The sequence below is a fragment of the Herbiconiux sp. A18JL235 genome (genome assembly GCF_040939305.1).
Lineage (GTDB): Bacteria > Actinomycetota > Actinomycetes > Actinomycetales > Microbacteriaceae > Herbiconiux.
Window position 1 is genome coordinate 3,999,581 of record NZ_CP162511.1, and the last position, 15,151, is coordinate 4,014,731.

Annotated in this window: 13 protein-coding genes; 2 read left to right on the forward strand and 11 right to left on the reverse strand. The window is 69.0% G+C overall.

What is annotated here, in order from left to right; translation table 11 throughout:
* Window positions 1-15: 15 nt before the first annotated feature.
* The 6 genes from ABFY20_RS18830 to ABFY20_RS18855 are packed head-to-tail and all read right to left on the reverse strand — an operon-like array spanning window position 16 to window position 7,026.
* Entirely contained in the window at window positions 16-924 is a 909-nt protein-coding gene (locus tag ABFY20_RS18830) for a sugar phosphate isomerase/epimerase family protein (RefSeq protein WP_368499829.1), read from the reverse strand.
* 5 nt (window positions 925-929) lie between these two features.
* Entirely contained in the window at window positions 930-2,852 is a 1,923-nt protein-coding gene (gene iolD / locus ABFY20_RS18835) for a 3D-(3,5/4)-trihydroxycyclohexane-1,2-dione acylhydrolase (decyclizing) (protein WP_368497735.1), read from the reverse strand.
* Complete coding sequence (iolB, locus tag ABFY20_RS18840; RefSeq protein WP_368497736.1) at window positions 2,849-3,775, reverse strand: 5-deoxy-glucuronate isomerase; 927 nt, start codon at window positions 3,773-3,775, stop codon at window positions 2,849-2,851. Before iolB ends, iolD begins: the two co-directional genes overlap by 4 nt.
* Window positions 3,772-4,701 carry a deoxyribose-phosphate aldolase gene (locus ABFY20_RS18845; protein ID WP_368497737.1) on the reverse strand — a complete coding sequence of 310 codons (930 nt, stop codon included), beginning with the start codon at window positions 4,699-4,701 and terminating at the stop codon, window positions 3,772-3,774. Before ABFY20_RS18845 ends, iolB begins: the two co-directional genes overlap by 4 nt.
* Window positions 4,698-5,648 carry a 5-dehydro-2-deoxygluconokinase gene (gene iolC, locus ABFY20_RS18850; RefSeq protein ID WP_368497739.1) on the reverse strand — a complete coding sequence of 317 codons (951 nt, stop codon included), beginning with the start codon at window positions 5,646-5,648 and terminating at the stop codon, window positions 4,698-4,700. The genes ABFY20_RS18845 and iolC overlap by 4 nt, the downstream gene beginning before the upstream one ends.
* Window positions 5,638-7,026 carry a GH1 family beta-glucosidase gene (locus ABFY20_RS18855; protein ID WP_368497741.1) on the reverse strand — a complete coding sequence of 463 codons (1,389 nt, stop codon included), beginning with the start codon at window positions 7,024-7,026 and terminating at the stop codon, window positions 5,638-5,640. The genes iolC and ABFY20_RS18855 overlap by 11 nt, the downstream gene beginning before the upstream one ends.
* Window positions 7,027-7,163: 137 nt before the next feature.
* On the opposite strand from ABFY20_RS18855, the gene ABFY20_RS18860 reads away from it, so the two are divergent.
* The gene (locus ABFY20_RS18860) at window positions 7,164-8,564 is read left to right on the forward strand and encodes an MFS transporter (protein WP_368497742.1); all 1,401 of its coding nucleotides are present in this window, start codon (window positions 7,164-7,166) and stop codon (window positions 8,562-8,564) included.
* A 3-nt stretch (window positions 8,565-8,567) separates the two neighbouring features.
* On the opposite strand, the gene ABFY20_RS18865 is transcribed toward ABFY20_RS18860, so the two are convergent.
* The 4 genes from ABFY20_RS18865 to ABFY20_RS18880 form a co-directional block, all read right to left on the reverse strand.
* Entirely contained in the window at window positions 8,568-9,449 is an 882-nt protein-coding gene (locus tag ABFY20_RS18865) for a carbohydrate ABC transporter permease (protein ID WP_368497743.1), read from the reverse strand.
* Window positions 9,446-10,378: a carbohydrate ABC transporter permease gene (locus tag ABFY20_RS18870; protein WP_368497744.1), complete on the reverse strand. Its 933-nt coding sequence runs from the start codon at window positions 10,376-10,378 to the stop codon at window positions 9,446-9,448. Before ABFY20_RS18870 ends, ABFY20_RS18865 begins: the two co-directional genes overlap by 4 nt.
* Before the next feature lie 7 nt (window positions 10,379-10,385).
* Window positions 10,386-11,714 carry an ABC transporter substrate-binding protein gene (locus ABFY20_RS18875; protein WP_368497745.1) on the reverse strand — a complete coding sequence of 443 codons (1,329 nt, stop codon included), beginning with the start codon at window positions 11,712-11,714 and terminating at the stop codon, window positions 10,386-10,388.
* Window positions 11,715-11,775: 61 nt separating this feature from the next.
* Window positions 11,776-12,939, reverse strand: coding sequence for a serine hydrolase domain-containing protein (locus ABFY20_RS18880; RefSeq protein ID WP_368497746.1), 1,164 nt, complete (start codon window positions 12,937-12,939; stop codon window positions 11,776-11,778).
* A 106-nt stretch (window positions 12,940-13,045) separates the two neighbouring features.
* On the opposite strand from ABFY20_RS18880, the gene ABFY20_RS18885 reads away from it, so the two are divergent.
* Window positions 13,046-13,918 (forward strand): LacI family DNA-binding transcriptional regulator, encoded by an 873-nt coding sequence (locus ABFY20_RS18885; protein WP_368497747.1) that lies wholly within the window; start codon window positions 13,046-13,048, stop codon window positions 13,916-13,918.
* Here ABFY20_RS18885 and ABFY20_RS18890 read toward each other — a convergent pair whose 3' ends face one another.
* On the reverse strand, window positions 13,919-15,067 hold the full coding sequence (locus tag ABFY20_RS18890; RefSeq protein ID WP_368497748.1) for an ROK family protein: 1,149 nt from the start codon (window positions 15,065-15,067) through the stop codon (window positions 13,919-13,921). It abuts the gene before it with no gap.
* Between the last annotated feature and the right edge of the window lie 84 nt (window positions 15,068-15,151).

Here is a 15,151-nt window from a genome sequence, read left to right on the forward strand (position 1 = left end):
TGGTTCTCCTGTCGGTCACGCCCAGGGGCGGAGAGCGTCGCGATTGTGCAGCTGGTCGGCGATGCGCTCGGCACGGAAGCGGTCGAGCGAGACGTCGGGACCGTTGAGGACGTCTTGTTCCACGACGATCCACCCCTCGTACCCGCGCTCGTCGAGCGCCGTCATCACGGCCGCCAGGTCGATGTCCCCCCGCCCGAAGGCCACGAACGACGTCGACGACCAGACCTCGCGCATCTCGCCGCCCGCGGCGAGCACACGACGGAGCTCGGCACCGTCGACGTCTTTGAGGTGCAGATGGTTGATGCGATCACTCCAGCGTCGCACGGCGTCGAGCGGGTCGCCGCCGGCGATCATGAGATGCCCGGTGTCGAGCGTGAGCCCCACGTCCACGTGGGCGAGAAAGCGATCGACCTCTTCAGGCGACTCGACATAGGTTCCCGCGTGGTGGTGGAACGTCGGCTCGAACCCCGCAGCGCGCACCCGGGCGGCAGCCCGCGCGACGTTGGCGTACAGGCGACGCCAGCCGTCGTCGCCCAAAGGGTCGGCCACGTCGCCACGGCCCGGTGCCGCCCGTCGGGCACCTGAGCCGTCATCGGCGAGTGTGGGCAGCGGCAGCCGGGACGGGCCGGCCTCGGCCGCATCGGAGAACAGCTCGAGCGCCTCGTCGAGCCCGCCGAGCGCCGCCTCGAACGCCTCGTCGTCGCTGAACGGCAACTGCACCCAACCGCCGGCCAGCTCCAGGCCCGAGCGCTCGAGGCGCTGCCGCAGCGCGTCGCCCTCGCCGAGGAACCCGGCGGGCCCGAGGTCGATCCCGGCGTAACCCGTCTCGGCGAGGGCCTCCGTCATCTCGTCGGCGGTCACCGTCTGCGCCCCCGCCGGAGTGAGCTCGAAGACGCCGAAGCTCACCGGCGCTCCCGCGACCATCGCCTTCACGACGCGCCTCCCAGGAGCGGTCGCTGCGCTGTTCGCCGGCTCTCGTAGTCGGCGCGCGCGCGACGAGTGGAGTCGAGTGTCGCCACTTCGGCGACGGGAACGTCCCACCACCCTTCACCGCCCGGTGCGTAGACGAGCGGGTCGCTCTCGATGTGGATGACGGTGGAGCGCTCCGAGGCCTTCGCCGCCGCCATCGCCGCGGTCAGGTCGCGCACGGCGGAGGGCGTACTCGCGATCTCGATGACATCGAGACCGTAGCTCCTGGCGTTCATCGCGAGGTCGACAGGCAGCAGCTGGTCACCCTCGAAGTCCCAGGCGGCGGGATCCCACGCGCGGTACCGGGTGCCGAAGCGTTCCGACCCGATCGTCTCCGAGAGATGCCCGATGGACGCGTACCCGTGGTTCTGCACGAGCACGACGATGATCTTGATGCCCTCGGCGACCGCAGTCACCAGCTCCGAGCTGAGCATGAGATACGACCCGTCACCGACCAGCACCACCACGTCGCGTCGATCGCCCAGCGCCTCGAGCCCGCGCTTCACCCCGATGGCGCCGGGGATCTCGTAACCCATCGTCGAGAAGGCGTACTCCACGTGGTATCCGAGGGCGTCTCGCACCCGCCAGAGCTTCTGCAGGTCTCCGGGAAGGGATCCCGCCGCCTGCACCACGACATCCTCGGGGTCGGTCGCCGACTGGACGGCACCGATGATCTCCGGCTGGCCGGGTCGGATGCGCCCCGACGGCGCGAAGGCAGCATCGACGGCTGCATCCCACTCCGTCTTCTCGCGGACGATCCGCTCGGAGTACTCGCGCGACACCTCGAAGCCGTCGAGTTCGGCGAGCAGCGCGACGAGGGCCTCGCGTGCGTCGGCGATGACGGGCAGCTGGACGCCGTGCTTGTAGCCGTCGAAGGCGGCGACGTTGATGTTCACGAAGCTCACCTGCGCATCCTGGAACGCCGTGCGCGACGCGGTGGTGAAGTCGCTGTAGCGGGTGCCGATGCCGATGACGAGGTCGGCTTCGGCGGCCAGGCGGTTGGCGGCGGTGGATCCGGTGGCGCCCATGCCCCCCACATACCGGGGATGATCCCAGAGCATCGCTCCGCCACCCGCCTGCGTGGTGGTGACGGGGATGCCCGTGGCCTCCACGAGCTCGCGCAAGGAGTCTTCGGCCCCCGAGTACAGCACGCCGCCGCCGGCGACGATGAGTGGCCGGCGGGCGCTGCGAATCTTTGTGGCCGCGTGCAGAAGGGGCTGGCGCTCGGGCAGGGGCCGCCGGATGCGCCACTCGCGGGGTCGGAGGAACTCCTGGGGCACGTCGAGCGCCTCGGCCTGCACGTCTTCAGGGAGCGCGATCGTCACCGCACCCGTCTCGACCGGGTCGGTCAACACGCGCATGGCGGCGAGGGCGATCGAGTACAGCTGCTCGGGGCGCTGCACGCGGTCGAAGAAGCGCGACACCGGCCGGAAGGCGTCGTTCACCGTGAGACCGGTGTCGTGGGGCTGCTCGAGCTGCTGCAGGACGGGGTCGGCGACGCGGGACGAGAACGTGTCGCTCGGCAGGAGGAGCACCGGCAGGCGGTTGGTCGTCGCGAGGGCGGCGCCCGTCAGCATGTTCGTGGCGCCCGGCCCGACCGACGAGGCCGATGCCAGCGTGGCGCGGCGGCGGTGCATGCGCGCGAAGCCGACCGACTGGTGCACCATGGCTTGCTCGTTGCGGGCCTGAAAGTAGGGCATGCGGCCGGGGCTCTCGGCGTGCAGCTGGGCCAGGGCCTGCCCCAGTCCGGCGACGTTCCCATGCCCGAAGATGCCGAACATCCCGGGGATGGTGCGTTCCCGGATGTCGCCGTCGACGGTCCACTGGTTCGCCAAAAACTCCACCAGCGCCTGGGCCGCGGTCAGTCTCGTGGTACTCGTCATCGTTGCTCCTTCTCGAGCGAGGTGAAGGGGAGGCGTGGGTCGAACCCTGCCGACGGCCAGGTTCGGCGCACCCACTCGTGGGCCGGGTCGTCGGCGATCAGCCACCGTCGTTCGGGGTCGGGACCGGCCATGACGTTGAGGTAGTAGAGGTCGTACCCGGGGGCCGCCGCGGCAGGACCGTGGTAGCCGTACGGCACGAGTGCGATGTCGCCGCTGCGCACGAGTTCGGCGATCGCGATGTCCCGCTCATCCGACGCGTACGTCGCGAACGAGCCGAACGCGGCGGTGCCGGCGACCCGCTCCGCGCCGCCGACCGGCGCCGCCTCGAAGTAGTAGATCTCCTCGAGGCGCGACTCCGCTCCCGGCCGGTGACTGTCGTGCTTGTGGGGCGGGTACGACGACCAGTTGCCCGAGGGCGTCACCACCTCGCAGACGATCATCCTCGCCGCCGCCAGCACCGCCGGCGTGCAGAGATCGTGCACTTCACGACTCGCCGGCCCTCCGCCACGCAGTTCGACGGGTACGTCCGCTGCCGCGAGGTGATGAGAGGGATGCACCTCGGTCGTCGGCGAGGACGCCACGGCGACGCGGCCCGACCCCGTGATCACGGCCTCGGCCGCGCAGGAGAGGTACAGCGCATCGGTTCGGCCGGCGAAGACACTCGCGCGGCCCGCCAGCTCGGTCGTGGTCGAGATGCCGTTCTCGGCGTGCTTCACCGTGAAGGAGCCGGCGAGAGGCACGACGAGCCGCTCCTCGCCCTCAACGCTCAGGGTGAGCGCGTCTCCCGGGTTCAGTTCGGCGATACGGAGCCCGGTGTGGGCCAGGCCGGTCGAGGTCGGGTCGACGACGCTCTCCCACCCGTCTCGAGCCAGCTCCCCGCGCCGATGGAACCAGGCAGACGCCGTCGGTCGATCGCGGCTCATCGTCTCACCCCTGCGCCGGCCCCGGGGCGGGACCCGTGCACGAGTCGCGCGGCGATGTCGACCGCGGCGGCCACATCGTCGTCGGGCGGGTAGAGGAGCGTTCGTCCGACCGTCAGGCCGCGCACCCCGGGGAGGGTGAGGGCCTCCTGCCACGAGGCGAATGCCACCTCGGGATCGCCGGCCGTGTCGCCGCCGAGGAGAAGGGTGGGGAGCGTCGTCGCAGCCATCACCCGGTCCATCTCGGCGACCACCGGCAGCTTCAGCCAGGTGTAGGCGCTGGAGGTACCGAGGCCGGCCGCGATGGCGATCGACAGGATGACGGCATCGGGCGAGAGGTCGTTCACGACGCGACCGTCGACTCGCGCGCTGAGGAACGGCTCGAGCATGATGGGGAGGCCCGCCGCGGCGGCCCGGGTGACGGCCGCCGCGGTCGCCTCGAGCGTCGACGCGGTGGCAGGATCGCTCAGATCGATGCGCAGCAGCGTCTTGGCGAAGTCGGCCCCCGCGTCGAGCAGGGCGGGCACGTCGTAGGCGCCGAACCGGTCGTCGAGTTCGAACGACGAACCGCGGAGACCACCACGGTTCATGGAGCCCACCACGATCTTGTCGTCGAGGAGGCCGAGGGCCGCCAGGTCGTCGATCACGTCGGGGGTTCCGAGAACCCCGTCCACTCCTGGTCGGCTGAGAGCGAGGGCCAGCCGGTCGAGTGTGTCGTAGCGGTCGGCCATCGCCAGGGGATCCGATCCCACCGCGAGGGAACCGCGCGCGGGGTGATCGAGCGCGACGATCAGCAACCGCCCCCCGCCCGTCCCGCCGACTCGGCGCGACCGAGCACCCGCGGCAGCACGCACCGAATCCGGATGCTCGACACGCAGCTCGCGGAGGCGTGCGAAGGCCGACGCGTCGAGGAAGCGCTCCCGTGTCATCGCAGCACCCCGAGCTCGGCCTCGACCTCGGCGCTCGTCGGCATGGCCGTCGAGCATTCGAGTCGCGACGCGACGATGGCGCCCGCGACGTTCGCGAAACGGAGGACGCGCTCCAGCCCCCACCCTGCGAGGAGCCCGTGGCAGAGCGCGCCCCCGAAGGCGTCGCCGGCGCCGAGCCCGTTGACCACCTCGACCGGATGCGGTGGCACCTGGACGGTCTCGTCGCGGGTCTTCGCCAGCACGCCATCGGGACCCTGCTTGACGACGGCGAGCTCGACCCCGCGCTCCAGCAGCGCATCGGCCGCACGCATGGGGTCGGTCTCCCCCACCGCGACGAGGCACTCCTCCCGGTTGCCCACGGCGACCGTCGCACCGTCCAGGGCACGGCCGACCTGCAGTGTCGCCTCGGCGGGGTCGGCCCAGAACATGGGCCGGTAGTCGAGGTCGAGCACGACGTGGCCGGCCCGGGCACGTCGACGCAGCACGTCGAGGTGCGTGCTGCGACTGGGCACCTGGCTCAAGCCCGTCGCGGTGACCCAGACGATCCTCGCCCCGAGCACCCGCTCGTCGGGCACCTGCTCGAGCGACAGCGCCAGGTCGGGCGCCTTCGGCTCACGATAGAAGTAGAGCGGGAAGTCGTCGGGTGGGAAGATCTCGCAGAAGGTCACCGGCGTCGCGAGAGCCGGGTCGGTGAAGACCGCTCCGCTGTCGACGCCCAGCCGTTCGAGTTCGGCCAGCAGGTACCTGCCGAACGGGTCGTCGCCCACGCGCGACACGAGCGCACTCGACCGGCCGTGGCGCGCGGCGGCCACGGCGACGTTCGCCGCGCTGCCGCCGAGGTACTTGCCGAAGGTGACGACCTCCTCGAGCCCGAGACCGGTCTGCAGCGGATAGAGGTCGACTCCCAGCCGGCCGAGGGCGAGCACGTCGACGGCGTCAGCCCTCATCGTCGGCTCCCGCCTTGACCGTGCGGATGAGGTCGCGGTACCAGATGCCGCTGTCCTTGACCGTGCGCTCGAAGGTGTCGTAGTCGACTCGGACGAGACCGAACCGTTTGGAGTACCCGAGGGCCCATTCGAAGTTGTCGAGCAGCGACCAGGCGAAGTAGCCGCGCACGTCGGCCCCCCGGTTCACAGCCCGCACCGTCGCGGCGATGTGGGACGAGAGATAGGCGATGCGGTCGTCATCGAGCACGCGCCCCTCCGTCACCACGTCGGGGAAGGCGGCCCCGTTCTCCGTGACCATGAGCGGGATGCCGGGGAACTCCGTGTGGAGGTCCACGAGCAGCTCTTCGAGCGCATCCGGGTCGATGTTCCAGCCCATGTCGGTGAGCGGTGGCTCGTAGGGCAGGAAGCGGAGGTCGGCGCATCCCGGGAACGCGGCCATGGCGTCCGGGTCGGCCGACTCGCCTGCCGGTGCCGGCGCCACGAGTTCGGAGTGGTAGTAGTTCACTCCGAGTGAGTCGAGCGGCTGCGCGATCACCGCCAGATCACCATCGTGAACGAACGACCAGTCGGTGATCGCGGCCGTGTCGCGCAGCAGATCGGCCGGGTACTCACCGCGGAGCATCGGCCCGGTGAAGACGCGATTGCCCACGGCGTCCACCCGCCGAGCGCCGTCGACCTTCGACCCCGGCGCGTCGCGCACCGTGTGCAGGTTCAGGGTCACCGACACCTCCGCGTCGGGGCGAGACGCCCGCAGTGCCTGCACGCCCAGGCCGTGGGCGAGGTTGAGATGGTGGGCCGCCCGCAGCGCCGACTCCCCGTCGCGGAGGCCCGGAGCCATCTCGCCTGATCCGTGACCGAGGAACGCCGAGCACCACGGCTCGTTGAGGGTGGTCCACAGTCGGATGCGGTCGCCCAGAACGTCGGCCACCCGCACTGCGTAGTCGGCGAACCGTGACGCGGTCTCACGGGAGAGCCAACCGCCCTCCTCCTGCAGCGCCTGCGGAAGATCCCAGTGGTAGAGCGTGGCGACGGGTTGCACACCCCGGTCGAGAAGACCGTCGACGAGTCGTTCGTAGAACGCGAGCCCCTCCGGCCGCGCAGCGCCCCGCCCGTCGGGCTGGATGCGTGGCCAGGCGATCGAGAAGCGGTAGGCATCGAGGCCGAGCCCGGCAACGAGATCGAAGTCTTCGGCCCACCGGTGGTAGTGATCGGTGGCCCGATCACCCGTGTCACCGTTCAGGGTCTTCCCCGGTGTGTGGCTGAAGACGTCCCAGATCGATGCGCCCCGCCCATCCACGGCGACAGCGCCCTCGATCTGGTATGCGGCGGTGGCGGCGCCGAACAGGAAGTCGGCGGGAAGACCTGAGGTCGGTGGCATCGATGGCACGGTGTCTCGTTTCATAAGGGCGAACGCCGATCAAGTTACTTTATTGATTTAATAATGTCAAAGGTACGAGAGCGATCGCGTGCTAACTTCCTGCAGGCAGTTAATTTAGATCGAGAGAGGCGCACCTCATGACCTCCGCCATCGGCTTCCGCTCAGAACGCGGGCCCATCCTCATCGCGCTCATGCTCACCATGGGCGTGGTCGCCGTGGAGGCGACCGTGCTTGCCACCGCCGTTCCGACGATCGTGGGCGACCTCGGTGACTTCGCATTGTTCCCGTGGCTGTTCTCGGTCTACCTCCTGGCCCAGGCGGTCACGGTGCCGATCTATGCGAAGCTCTCCGACATCTTCGGGCGGAAGCCGATCATCCTGGTGGGCATCGGGCTCTTCCTGGCGGGTTCGATCCTCTGCGGCTTCGCCTGGAACATGCCGGCCCTCATCGTCTTCCGGGCACTGCAGGGGCTCGGTGCCGGAGCCGTGATGCCCATGACCATCACCATCGCGGGTGACATCTACACCATCGCCGAGCGGGCCAAGGCCCAGGGCTATCTCGCCGCCGTCTGGGGCATCTCCTCGGTGGTGGGCCCCACCCTCGGCGGGATCTTCTCGCAGCTCGAGATGTGGCGCGGCATCTTCTTCATCAACATCCCACTCTGTCTCCTCGCGGCGTGGATGCTCATCCGCTCCTTCAAGGAGAAGGTGCACAAGCGAGACCATCGCATCGACTACGCCGGGGCCGCGCTGCTCACCGTGTCGATGAGCCTCCTCATCCTGGGCGTGCTCCAAGGCGGGGTCTCGTGGGCGTGGGACTCGTGGCAGAGCATCGGGTCGTTCACCATCGGCGGACTGCTCCTCGCCGCCTTCGTGCTGGTGCAGACGCGTGCAGCGGAGCCGGTGCTCCCGCTCTGGGTGTTCTCGCGCCGGCTGTTGCTCACCACGACGCTCATCTCGCTCGGGGTCGGCGCGATACTCATCGGCCTGACCTCGTACGTGCCGGTCTACCTGGAGGGTTCGATCGGCGTGCCGCCCCTCGCGGCGGGGCTCGCCCTGGCGGCCCTCACTATCGGCTGGCCGATCTCCGGCGCCTTCGCGGGCCGCTTCTACCTGCGCATCGGCTTCAAGAGCACCGCCCTCCTGGGGCTCGCCGTGGCACTCGTGGGAGCGACCGTGCTCGCGGTCACGGCCTCCGCCCCCTCGGTCGCCCTCGTCGCGACCGCCTGCTTCGTGATCGGTCTGGGTCTCGGAGTCGTGGCGACGCCGACGCTCATCGCCGCCCAGGCAAGCGTCGAGTGGGGTGACCGAGGCGTGGTCACGGGCACCAACCAGTTCGCCAGGGCCATCGGCAGCGCCGTGGGAGCCGCCGTCTTCGGAGCCATCGCGAACGCAGCCTTCGGCTCCGAGGCCGACGTGCCGGCCGCGGCGATCATCTCAGGCGGCTCGGCCGTCTTCCTGGCGGTGGCCGTGGTGGGCGTCGCGACGCTCGGCGCAGTGGTGGCGATGCCGGCGACTCCGGTACCCGGCCGCCCGTAAGGATCAGGCCTTGACGGCCCCGGCGTTCAGTCCGCTCTGCCAGAAGCGCTGAAGCGCGATGAAGGCGATCGTCAACGGGATGATCGAGACCAGCGAGCCCGTCAGGGTCAGAGTCTGCAGGATCGACGCCTGCTGCACCTGGCCGTTCCAGATGTAGAGACCGAGGGTGAGCGGGTAGAGGTCGCTGTTGTTGAGCATCACGACAGGCAGGAGGAAGTTGTTCCAGATTCCGACGAACTGCACCAGGAAGACCGTCACGAGCCCCGGCAGCATGAGGCGCGAAGCGATGGAGAAGAAGATGCGGATCTCGCCCGCGCCGTCGACCCGGGCCGACTCGACCACCTCCAACGGCACCGCGGAATCGGCGGTGAGCCGGCTCAGGTAGAAGCCGAAGGGGCTCACCAGACTGGGGAGGAAGACGGCCCAGAAGGTGTCGGTGAGGTTGACCTGCGCGAACAGCAGGAACAGCGGCAGCGCGAGCGCGGTGGCCGGTACGAGCACTCCGCCCAGCACGATCGCGAAGATGGCGTCGCGCCCTCTGAAGCGGAACATCGAGATGTAATAGCCGCCCATGGCGGCGATGAGGGTGCCGACGAAAGCTCCGGCGATGGCGTACAGGGCACTGTTGGCGATCCAGCGGAAGAAGATCCCGCCGTCGTAGCTGAACAGCTCCTGCAGGTTCTGGAACAGCTGGAACCCCTCGAACGACCACGCCGGTGTGCCGATCACGGCCCCCGACGACTTGGACGCCGCCATGAACAGCCAGAGGAGAGGACCGATGAAGTAGGCCGCAGCGGCGATCAGGAGGAAGTAGCGGAGGATGGTCGACGGCGGCGACTGGTGGGAGGTGCGCTGCGATCGGAGGGTGAGGCGGGGGGAGGTCATTGACCGACCTTTCGGATGATGCGGAAGAGCCCGATGGAGAGCAGGACGGTGATGACGGCGAGCGTGACCGAGATGGCCGCCGCGTAGCTGTAGGAGTTCCCGGAGGCTGCCGACAGGGCCAGCATGTTCGGCGTGAACCCTGAGGTGATGGCCGTCGAGATGGATCTGAGGATCGTCGGCTCGCTGAAAAGTTGGAGGGTTCCGATCATGGTGAACAGCGATGTCATGACGATCGTGGGGACGATCAGGGGGAGCTTGATCGACATTGCGATGCGAAACTCGGAGGCCCCGTCGATGCGCGCGGCTTCGATGATCTCCGGCGGGATGGAGGTGAGCGCCGACACCATCACCAGAACGTTGAACCCGGTCCAGGCCCACAGGCCGATGTTGGCGATGGAGATGAGGATCATCTGGCCGCCGAGCCACGGGATGTGGATCCCCATCTGGTCGAGCGGCGACGTCGCCGGCTGGTAGAGCGAGGCCCACATGATGCCGGCGATGACCGTGGGCACCGCATAGGGGAGGAAGACGATGCTACGGATGACCACGGCGGCCCGCCGCGCCGTGGTTGCGAGCAGGAGGGCGATGGCCACGGCGAGCGCGGTCATGGTCGGAACCTGGATGAGGGCGTAGACCCCCACGCGGCCGAGTCCTTGCAGGAACTCGGCGTCGGTGAGCACCCGGCCGTACTGGGTCAGCCCGTCGAAGCGGGAGGACACCGTGCCGAAGACGCCGCCCGATCTCTCCACCACGAACAGGCTCTGCACGATGGCGTAGCCGATCGGGAGCACGTAGAGAAGGGCGAACAGGATGTAGAAGGGGCCGAGGAAGAAGGCTCTGACGCCGAGGCGGCCGAAGCCGGGGCGGCGTGACGAGTCACGCACACCCCGGCCGACCGCCGACGCCGTGGGGGCGACGGTTGCATTCACGGTGTCTCTACTTCTCCTCGACGGGGATCGACAGACTCTCGAGGTCTGCTGCGACCTTCGACTGGGTGGTGGCGAAGGCGTCCTTGATGGTCGACGATCCGTCGAAGGCGCCGGAGAGCGCATCCTGCAGATAGCCGTTCAGGTTGGTCTGATCGGGTGCCCATTGGAACGAGGTGTCGGTGGCGTCAGCCGACTCCGCGAAGACGGAGAAGATGGGCTGGTCGTTGTAGAACGGGATCGGCTTGTCGTAAGCACCCGACTCTGCCCAGGCGAGCGAGGCGGACTGCCCCCCGGTGCTGAACATCGCCTCGTTGGCCTCCGAGCTGGTGCTCAGCCAGTCGGCGAAGACGGCGGCCTCGTAGGGGTGCTCGGTGCCGGCGAAGACCGCCGTTCCACCTCCGCCCCAGTTACCTCCCGAGGCCTGTCCTTTCTCCCAGGCGGGGAGCGGGAGCACACCCCACTTGCCCGCGGTGTTCGCCGCGTTGGGCTGCAGGAGGAAGTCCATCCAGCTCGGGCCGATGTAGCTGGCGATCGTGCCGTCGTTCCAGCCCGCGTAGAGAGCCGGCGAGAAGGGAGTCGCGGCAGTGTCGACGTAGCCCTTGTCGATCATCTGCTGCCAGTAGTCCGCCACCTTGTTCATGGCCTCGCTCCTCATGTCGAGCACGAAGGAGTCATCGCTGTAGGTGTAAGGGGTGGCGCCGGCCTGCCAGACGAGCCCCTGCAGGGTGCTGGTGTCCTGAGGCGCGAAGCTCGTGATGGAGATGGACGGGTTGGCGGCCTTGAGCTTCTCTGCCGCGGCCATGTACTCGTCCCATGTCGTCGGCGTGCCGAGACCGTACTGCTCGAAGATGTCGGTGCGGTAATAGAGGCCCAGTGTGCCGATGTCGGTCGGGGTCGCGTAGAGCGAGTCGGTGCCGAGCGAGACCTGATTGTAGGTCCACGGCACGACCCTGTCGGCGAGGTCGGCGACCGGTTCGCAGTTCACGATGTTCTGCAGGTGGTCGCCTGCACGGAACTCCGGGATGCGGTCGTACTCCATCTGGCCCACGTCGGGCGCCTTGCCTGCCTTCAACGCATTGAAGTAGTTCTGGTACGCCTCGTCGCCGACGATGCTGCTCGCCTCGACCTGGATGTCGGGGTGCGAGGCGTTGAACTCGGCCACGACGTCTTCGATGTTGGGGATCCACGACCAGTAGGTCAGTGTCACCTTGCCGTCGGAGGGCGCGCACTCGTCGGAGCCCGCTCCGTTCGAGGCGGGGGCCGCGCAGGCAGCGAGGCCACCCATGGTGAGCGCCAGGACGGCTGCCCCGGCGATCGTGCGTGTGCGATGGAACATGATTCTCCTCTTTGAGATGCAGACCCGGGGCCTGCGCTGGGTGGTGCGATGAAAGCCGCCGCTAGGCCTCGGCGGGGAGTGCTGCGCGGACGATGCGGGAGAGCTCGACCGCCTTGGGGTCGACTCCCCCGGGATAGGCCATCCGTGCTGGGACGTATCCGAACGAGAGATCGTGCAGCGGGTCGGCGAAGCCGAGCGCGCCACCCGCGCCATCGTGCCCGAAGGCCCGGTAGCTACCGAACGGCACGCGGTGCGACGGGCACTGATAGACGGTGGCGAAGCAGTGCTCGTCTCCGAAGCATCGGTCGATGCCCCAGCTCTGCTGCTGCGACATGATCCGGTTCGTCTCGGGAGAGAGGAAGGGGGTTCCCACGTGCCCGAGCACGGCGGCGTAGTGCTCGGCGAGCCCCCGGCCAGAGGCCACGGCCCCGAACGCCGACGCGCCGGCGGCACGGACGACCCGCTGGTTGGGGCTGATGTCGGCACCGGCGATGCCCCTGCTCGAGTTGAACATCAGCATCGCCATGCCGTCGGGCTGCCGCGGTTGTGCGGCGAGCTCGGCAGCCTGCTGCTCGGTGGGCGCCATCGGGAGCACGTCGCGGTAGCGGGGTTCCTCGCTCTCGGGGAGCCCCAGGAAGAAGTCGATGTCGCGCGGGCCACGCACCTCGCGCTCGTAGAGCGACTGAAGGCTCTCGCCGGTGATCCGGCGCACGAGCTCTTCCATGAACACACCGATCGTGAGTCCGTGGTAACCGAAGGCACTTCCCGGCCGCCACAGCGGGCGCTCGCGAGCCAACCTCGCGGCGGCCACCTCCGAGTCGAGGAAGTCGTCGAGACTCATCCGCTCGTCGACGCCGAGGAGACCCGCCTGGTGCGAGAGCAGTTGACGCACCAGAACGCCCTCCTTCCCGCTCTTCGCGAACTCGGGCCAGTAGTGGGCGACTCGCTGCTCGAGATCGAGCTGCCCCGATTCGACGAGGATCGAGATGGCAGCCGCACCCGCGCCCTTCGACACGGAAAACACCCCGGTCAGCGAGTCGGCGGCCATGTCGGGCCCACCGACCAGGTCGACGATCAGCTCCCCCCGCCAGAAGACGGCGAGCTGAGCGCTGTAGAGCGGCTCATCGGCGAGGTACCGGTCGAGCCGGTCGCGCACCGCTTCGAAGCCCGGGGCGACGGCACCCGACGAGGCGCTCTCTGCGCTGATGTCGTGGTTCGGGTTCACGGTGGCTCCTATCGCTTGACGACTCTGTCCGAACTTACTTAACTGCCTGAACTTAGACACATCATGAAATAGACTGACCGCAGTTGTCAAACCCGAGGAGAAGCAGATGGTCGACGGCGACACCCGCACAGGCGACGCGGGGCTCGCGTTGGGGATGGTCATGGTGCGCCCGGTGCGGGACACCCAGGCGGAGGCCTTCTCGCAAGAGCTCATCGCCGGCATCGACGAAGCGATGAGCTCGGCCGGGGGGTCGTTCCTGGTGAAGATCGTCGGCGACGAGGAGAGCGAGCTCGAGACGTATCGCCACTGGGCGGCCACGGCACGCATCGGGTCGGTCATCATCGAAGACCTCACAGTGACGGACGGCCGTCTGGCACTGCTCGGCGAGCTCGGGCTCGATGTGGTGGTCTCAGGCGACCTCGATCTGGCGGGCGACCGCCCGGCGATCTGGACCGATCACTCCCGAGCCATGCGCCTGGCCGTCTTGGCACTCCACGACCTCGGCCATCGAAGGATCGCGCGGGTGTCGGGGCCGACCCAGTTCCGCCACTCCCTCGCGCGATCGGCCGCCTTCGTCGAGGTGACGAAGGAGCTCGGCATCCGCCCTCTCGAAGCCATAGGCGACTACTCGCGCCAGTCGGGAGCTGCGGCCACCCGCGAACTGCTCGACCGCGAGCACCCGCCCACGGCGATCATCTTCGACAACGACCTCATGGCGGTGGGAGGCCTCGCACACGCGACGGAGAGCGGATGCGCCGTGCCCGGCGATCTCTCGATCGTCGCCTGGGACGACTCGGTGCGCTGCCAGATCAGCGACCCTCCCCTCGCGGCGCTGAGCCACGACGTCCGTCAGATCGGGGAGATGCTCGGGGCGGCGGTCGTCGAGGCCCAGCGAGGACGGACCGTGCGAGACGAGACCCCACCACCGACGCTCGTGCTGCGAGGCAGCGTGACCGCACCTCGGCCGACCGACGACTGACTACCGAGGGGCGAGCGCTCCCTGAAGCACGAGTGCCGATGCCCCCACGGCCGCTGCGTCTCGGGGGTTGTGCGCCAGCTCGACGGCGACGCGGGGGAGCGACAGCGCGCCGGTGAGCTCATCGAGGGCCCGCCGGATGTGCTCGGCGTAGATCGCACCGGGAACGGCGAAGCCCGAGCCGGCGAGCACGTACATCTCGATGTCCATGATGCTCGCCGCCGTCGTCGCCACGGCGGCGACCTTCCGTGCCGACTCGGCGATGAGCGCCAGAGGGCCCTCCTCTCCCCTGACGGCTCGGCGCGCCACGGCGTCGAACCGGTCTGCCGCCGAGGAGGTCGAGTCGGCGAGCACGCCCTGCCGGCGCGCCTGCGCGACGACAGCCGCCGGAGAGGCGACGGCCTGGAGGCACCCCTTCCTGCCGCAGGCGCAGACCGGGCCCCCCGGGTCGACCGCGATGTGGCCGATGTCACCGGCGTTGCCGGTGGCGCCTCGCCAGACCGATCCGGAGTTCACGAGGCCCACGCCGAACTCCTCCCCCATGTAGAGCACGGCGAACGACGACGGCTGGTCGGCCGTGCCCTGCCAGAACTCGCCGATGGCCGCGGCCACTGCCTCCCGATCGTCGACGACGGGGAGCGCCAAGCCGCGACTGAGGGCCTGCACGAGGTCGATGCGGGTGCGGGCGTCGTGGTCGAGCGTCCTGCTTCCGGCGATCCCGACTCCGTAGACCGAGCTCTTCTGCACGTCGAGGTCGTCGAGCACGGCTTCGACATCGACGGCGAGTCTCCGTGCCATCGGCTCGGGCTCCTGCGATTCGGCGGCCGGCGATGCCCGGCGGCCGACGAGGCGGCCGGCGAGGTCGGAGACCGTGTAGGTCACGCTCTCGTGCTGCAGGTGCACGCCGACGGCGTACCGCGACTCCGGCGCGATGGAGAGGAGCGTGCGGCGCTTGCCGCCGGTCGACTCGGCGTAGCCGATCTCGCGCACGAGACCGGCCTGGAGGAGGAGACGCACGATGTTCGTCACGGAGGCGCCGGTCATCCCCGACTCCTGGGCGATCTCGACGCGACTGATCTGCCCGGCGGCCCGGATGATGTCGAGAATGCGGCCGTGACTCGGATGCGCAAGGGCTGAGAGCTCCATGGTCATGCGAATCCGTCCTTCCTCAGACGCTAAAGTAGCGCATCCGTTCGACGAGGATTGTTAAGTGAATAAAGTAAGATGCGCTACGGT

What these genes read in the sequence shown, in the direction of transcription:
- ABFY20_RS18830 (WP_368499829.1), bottom strand. Translation starts at nt 924, where the DNA reads ATGGTCGCGGGAGCGCCGGTGAGCTTCGGCGTCTTCGAGCTCACTCCG.
- iolD (WP_368497735.1), bottom strand. Translation starts at nt 2,852, where the DNA reads ATGACGAGTACCACGAGACTGACCGCGGCCCAGGCGCTGGTGGAGTTT.
- iolB (WP_368497736.1), bottom strand. Translation starts at nt 3,775, where the DNA reads ATGAGCCGCGATCGACCGACGGCGTCTGCCTGGTTCCATCGGCGCGGG.
- ABFY20_RS18845 (WP_368497737.1), bottom strand. Translation starts at nt 4,701, where the DNA reads ATGACACGGGAGCGCTTCCTCGACGCGTCGGCCTTCGCACGCCTCCGC.
- iolC (WP_368497739.1), bottom strand. Translation starts at nt 5,648, where the DNA reads ATGAGGGCTGACGCCGTCGACGTGCTCGCCCTCGGCCGGCTGGGAGTC.
- ABFY20_RS18855 (WP_368497741.1), bottom strand. Translation starts at nt 7,026, where the DNA reads ATGCCACCGACCTCAGGTCTTCCCGCCGACTTCCTGTTCGGCGCCGCC.
- ABFY20_RS18860 (WP_368497742.1), top strand. Translation starts at nt 7,164, where the DNA reads ATGACCTCCGCCATCGGCTTCCGCTCAGAACGCGGGCCCATCCTCATC.
- ABFY20_RS18865 (WP_368497743.1), bottom strand. Translation starts at nt 9,449, where the DNA reads ATGACCTCCCCCCGCCTCACCCTCCGATCGCAGCGCACCTCCCACCAG.
- ABFY20_RS18875 (WP_368497745.1), bottom strand. Translation starts at nt 11,714, where the DNA reads ATGTTCCATCGCACACGCACGATCGCCGGGGCAGCCGTCCTGGCGCTC.
- ABFY20_RS18885 (WP_368497747.1), top strand. Translation starts at nt 13,046, where the DNA reads ATGGTCGACGGCGACACCCGCACAGGCGACGCGGGGCTCGCGTTGGGG.
- ABFY20_RS18890 (WP_368497748.1), bottom strand. Translation starts at nt 15,067, where the DNA reads ATGACCATGGAGCTCTCAGCCCTTGCGCATCCGAGTCACGGCCGCATT.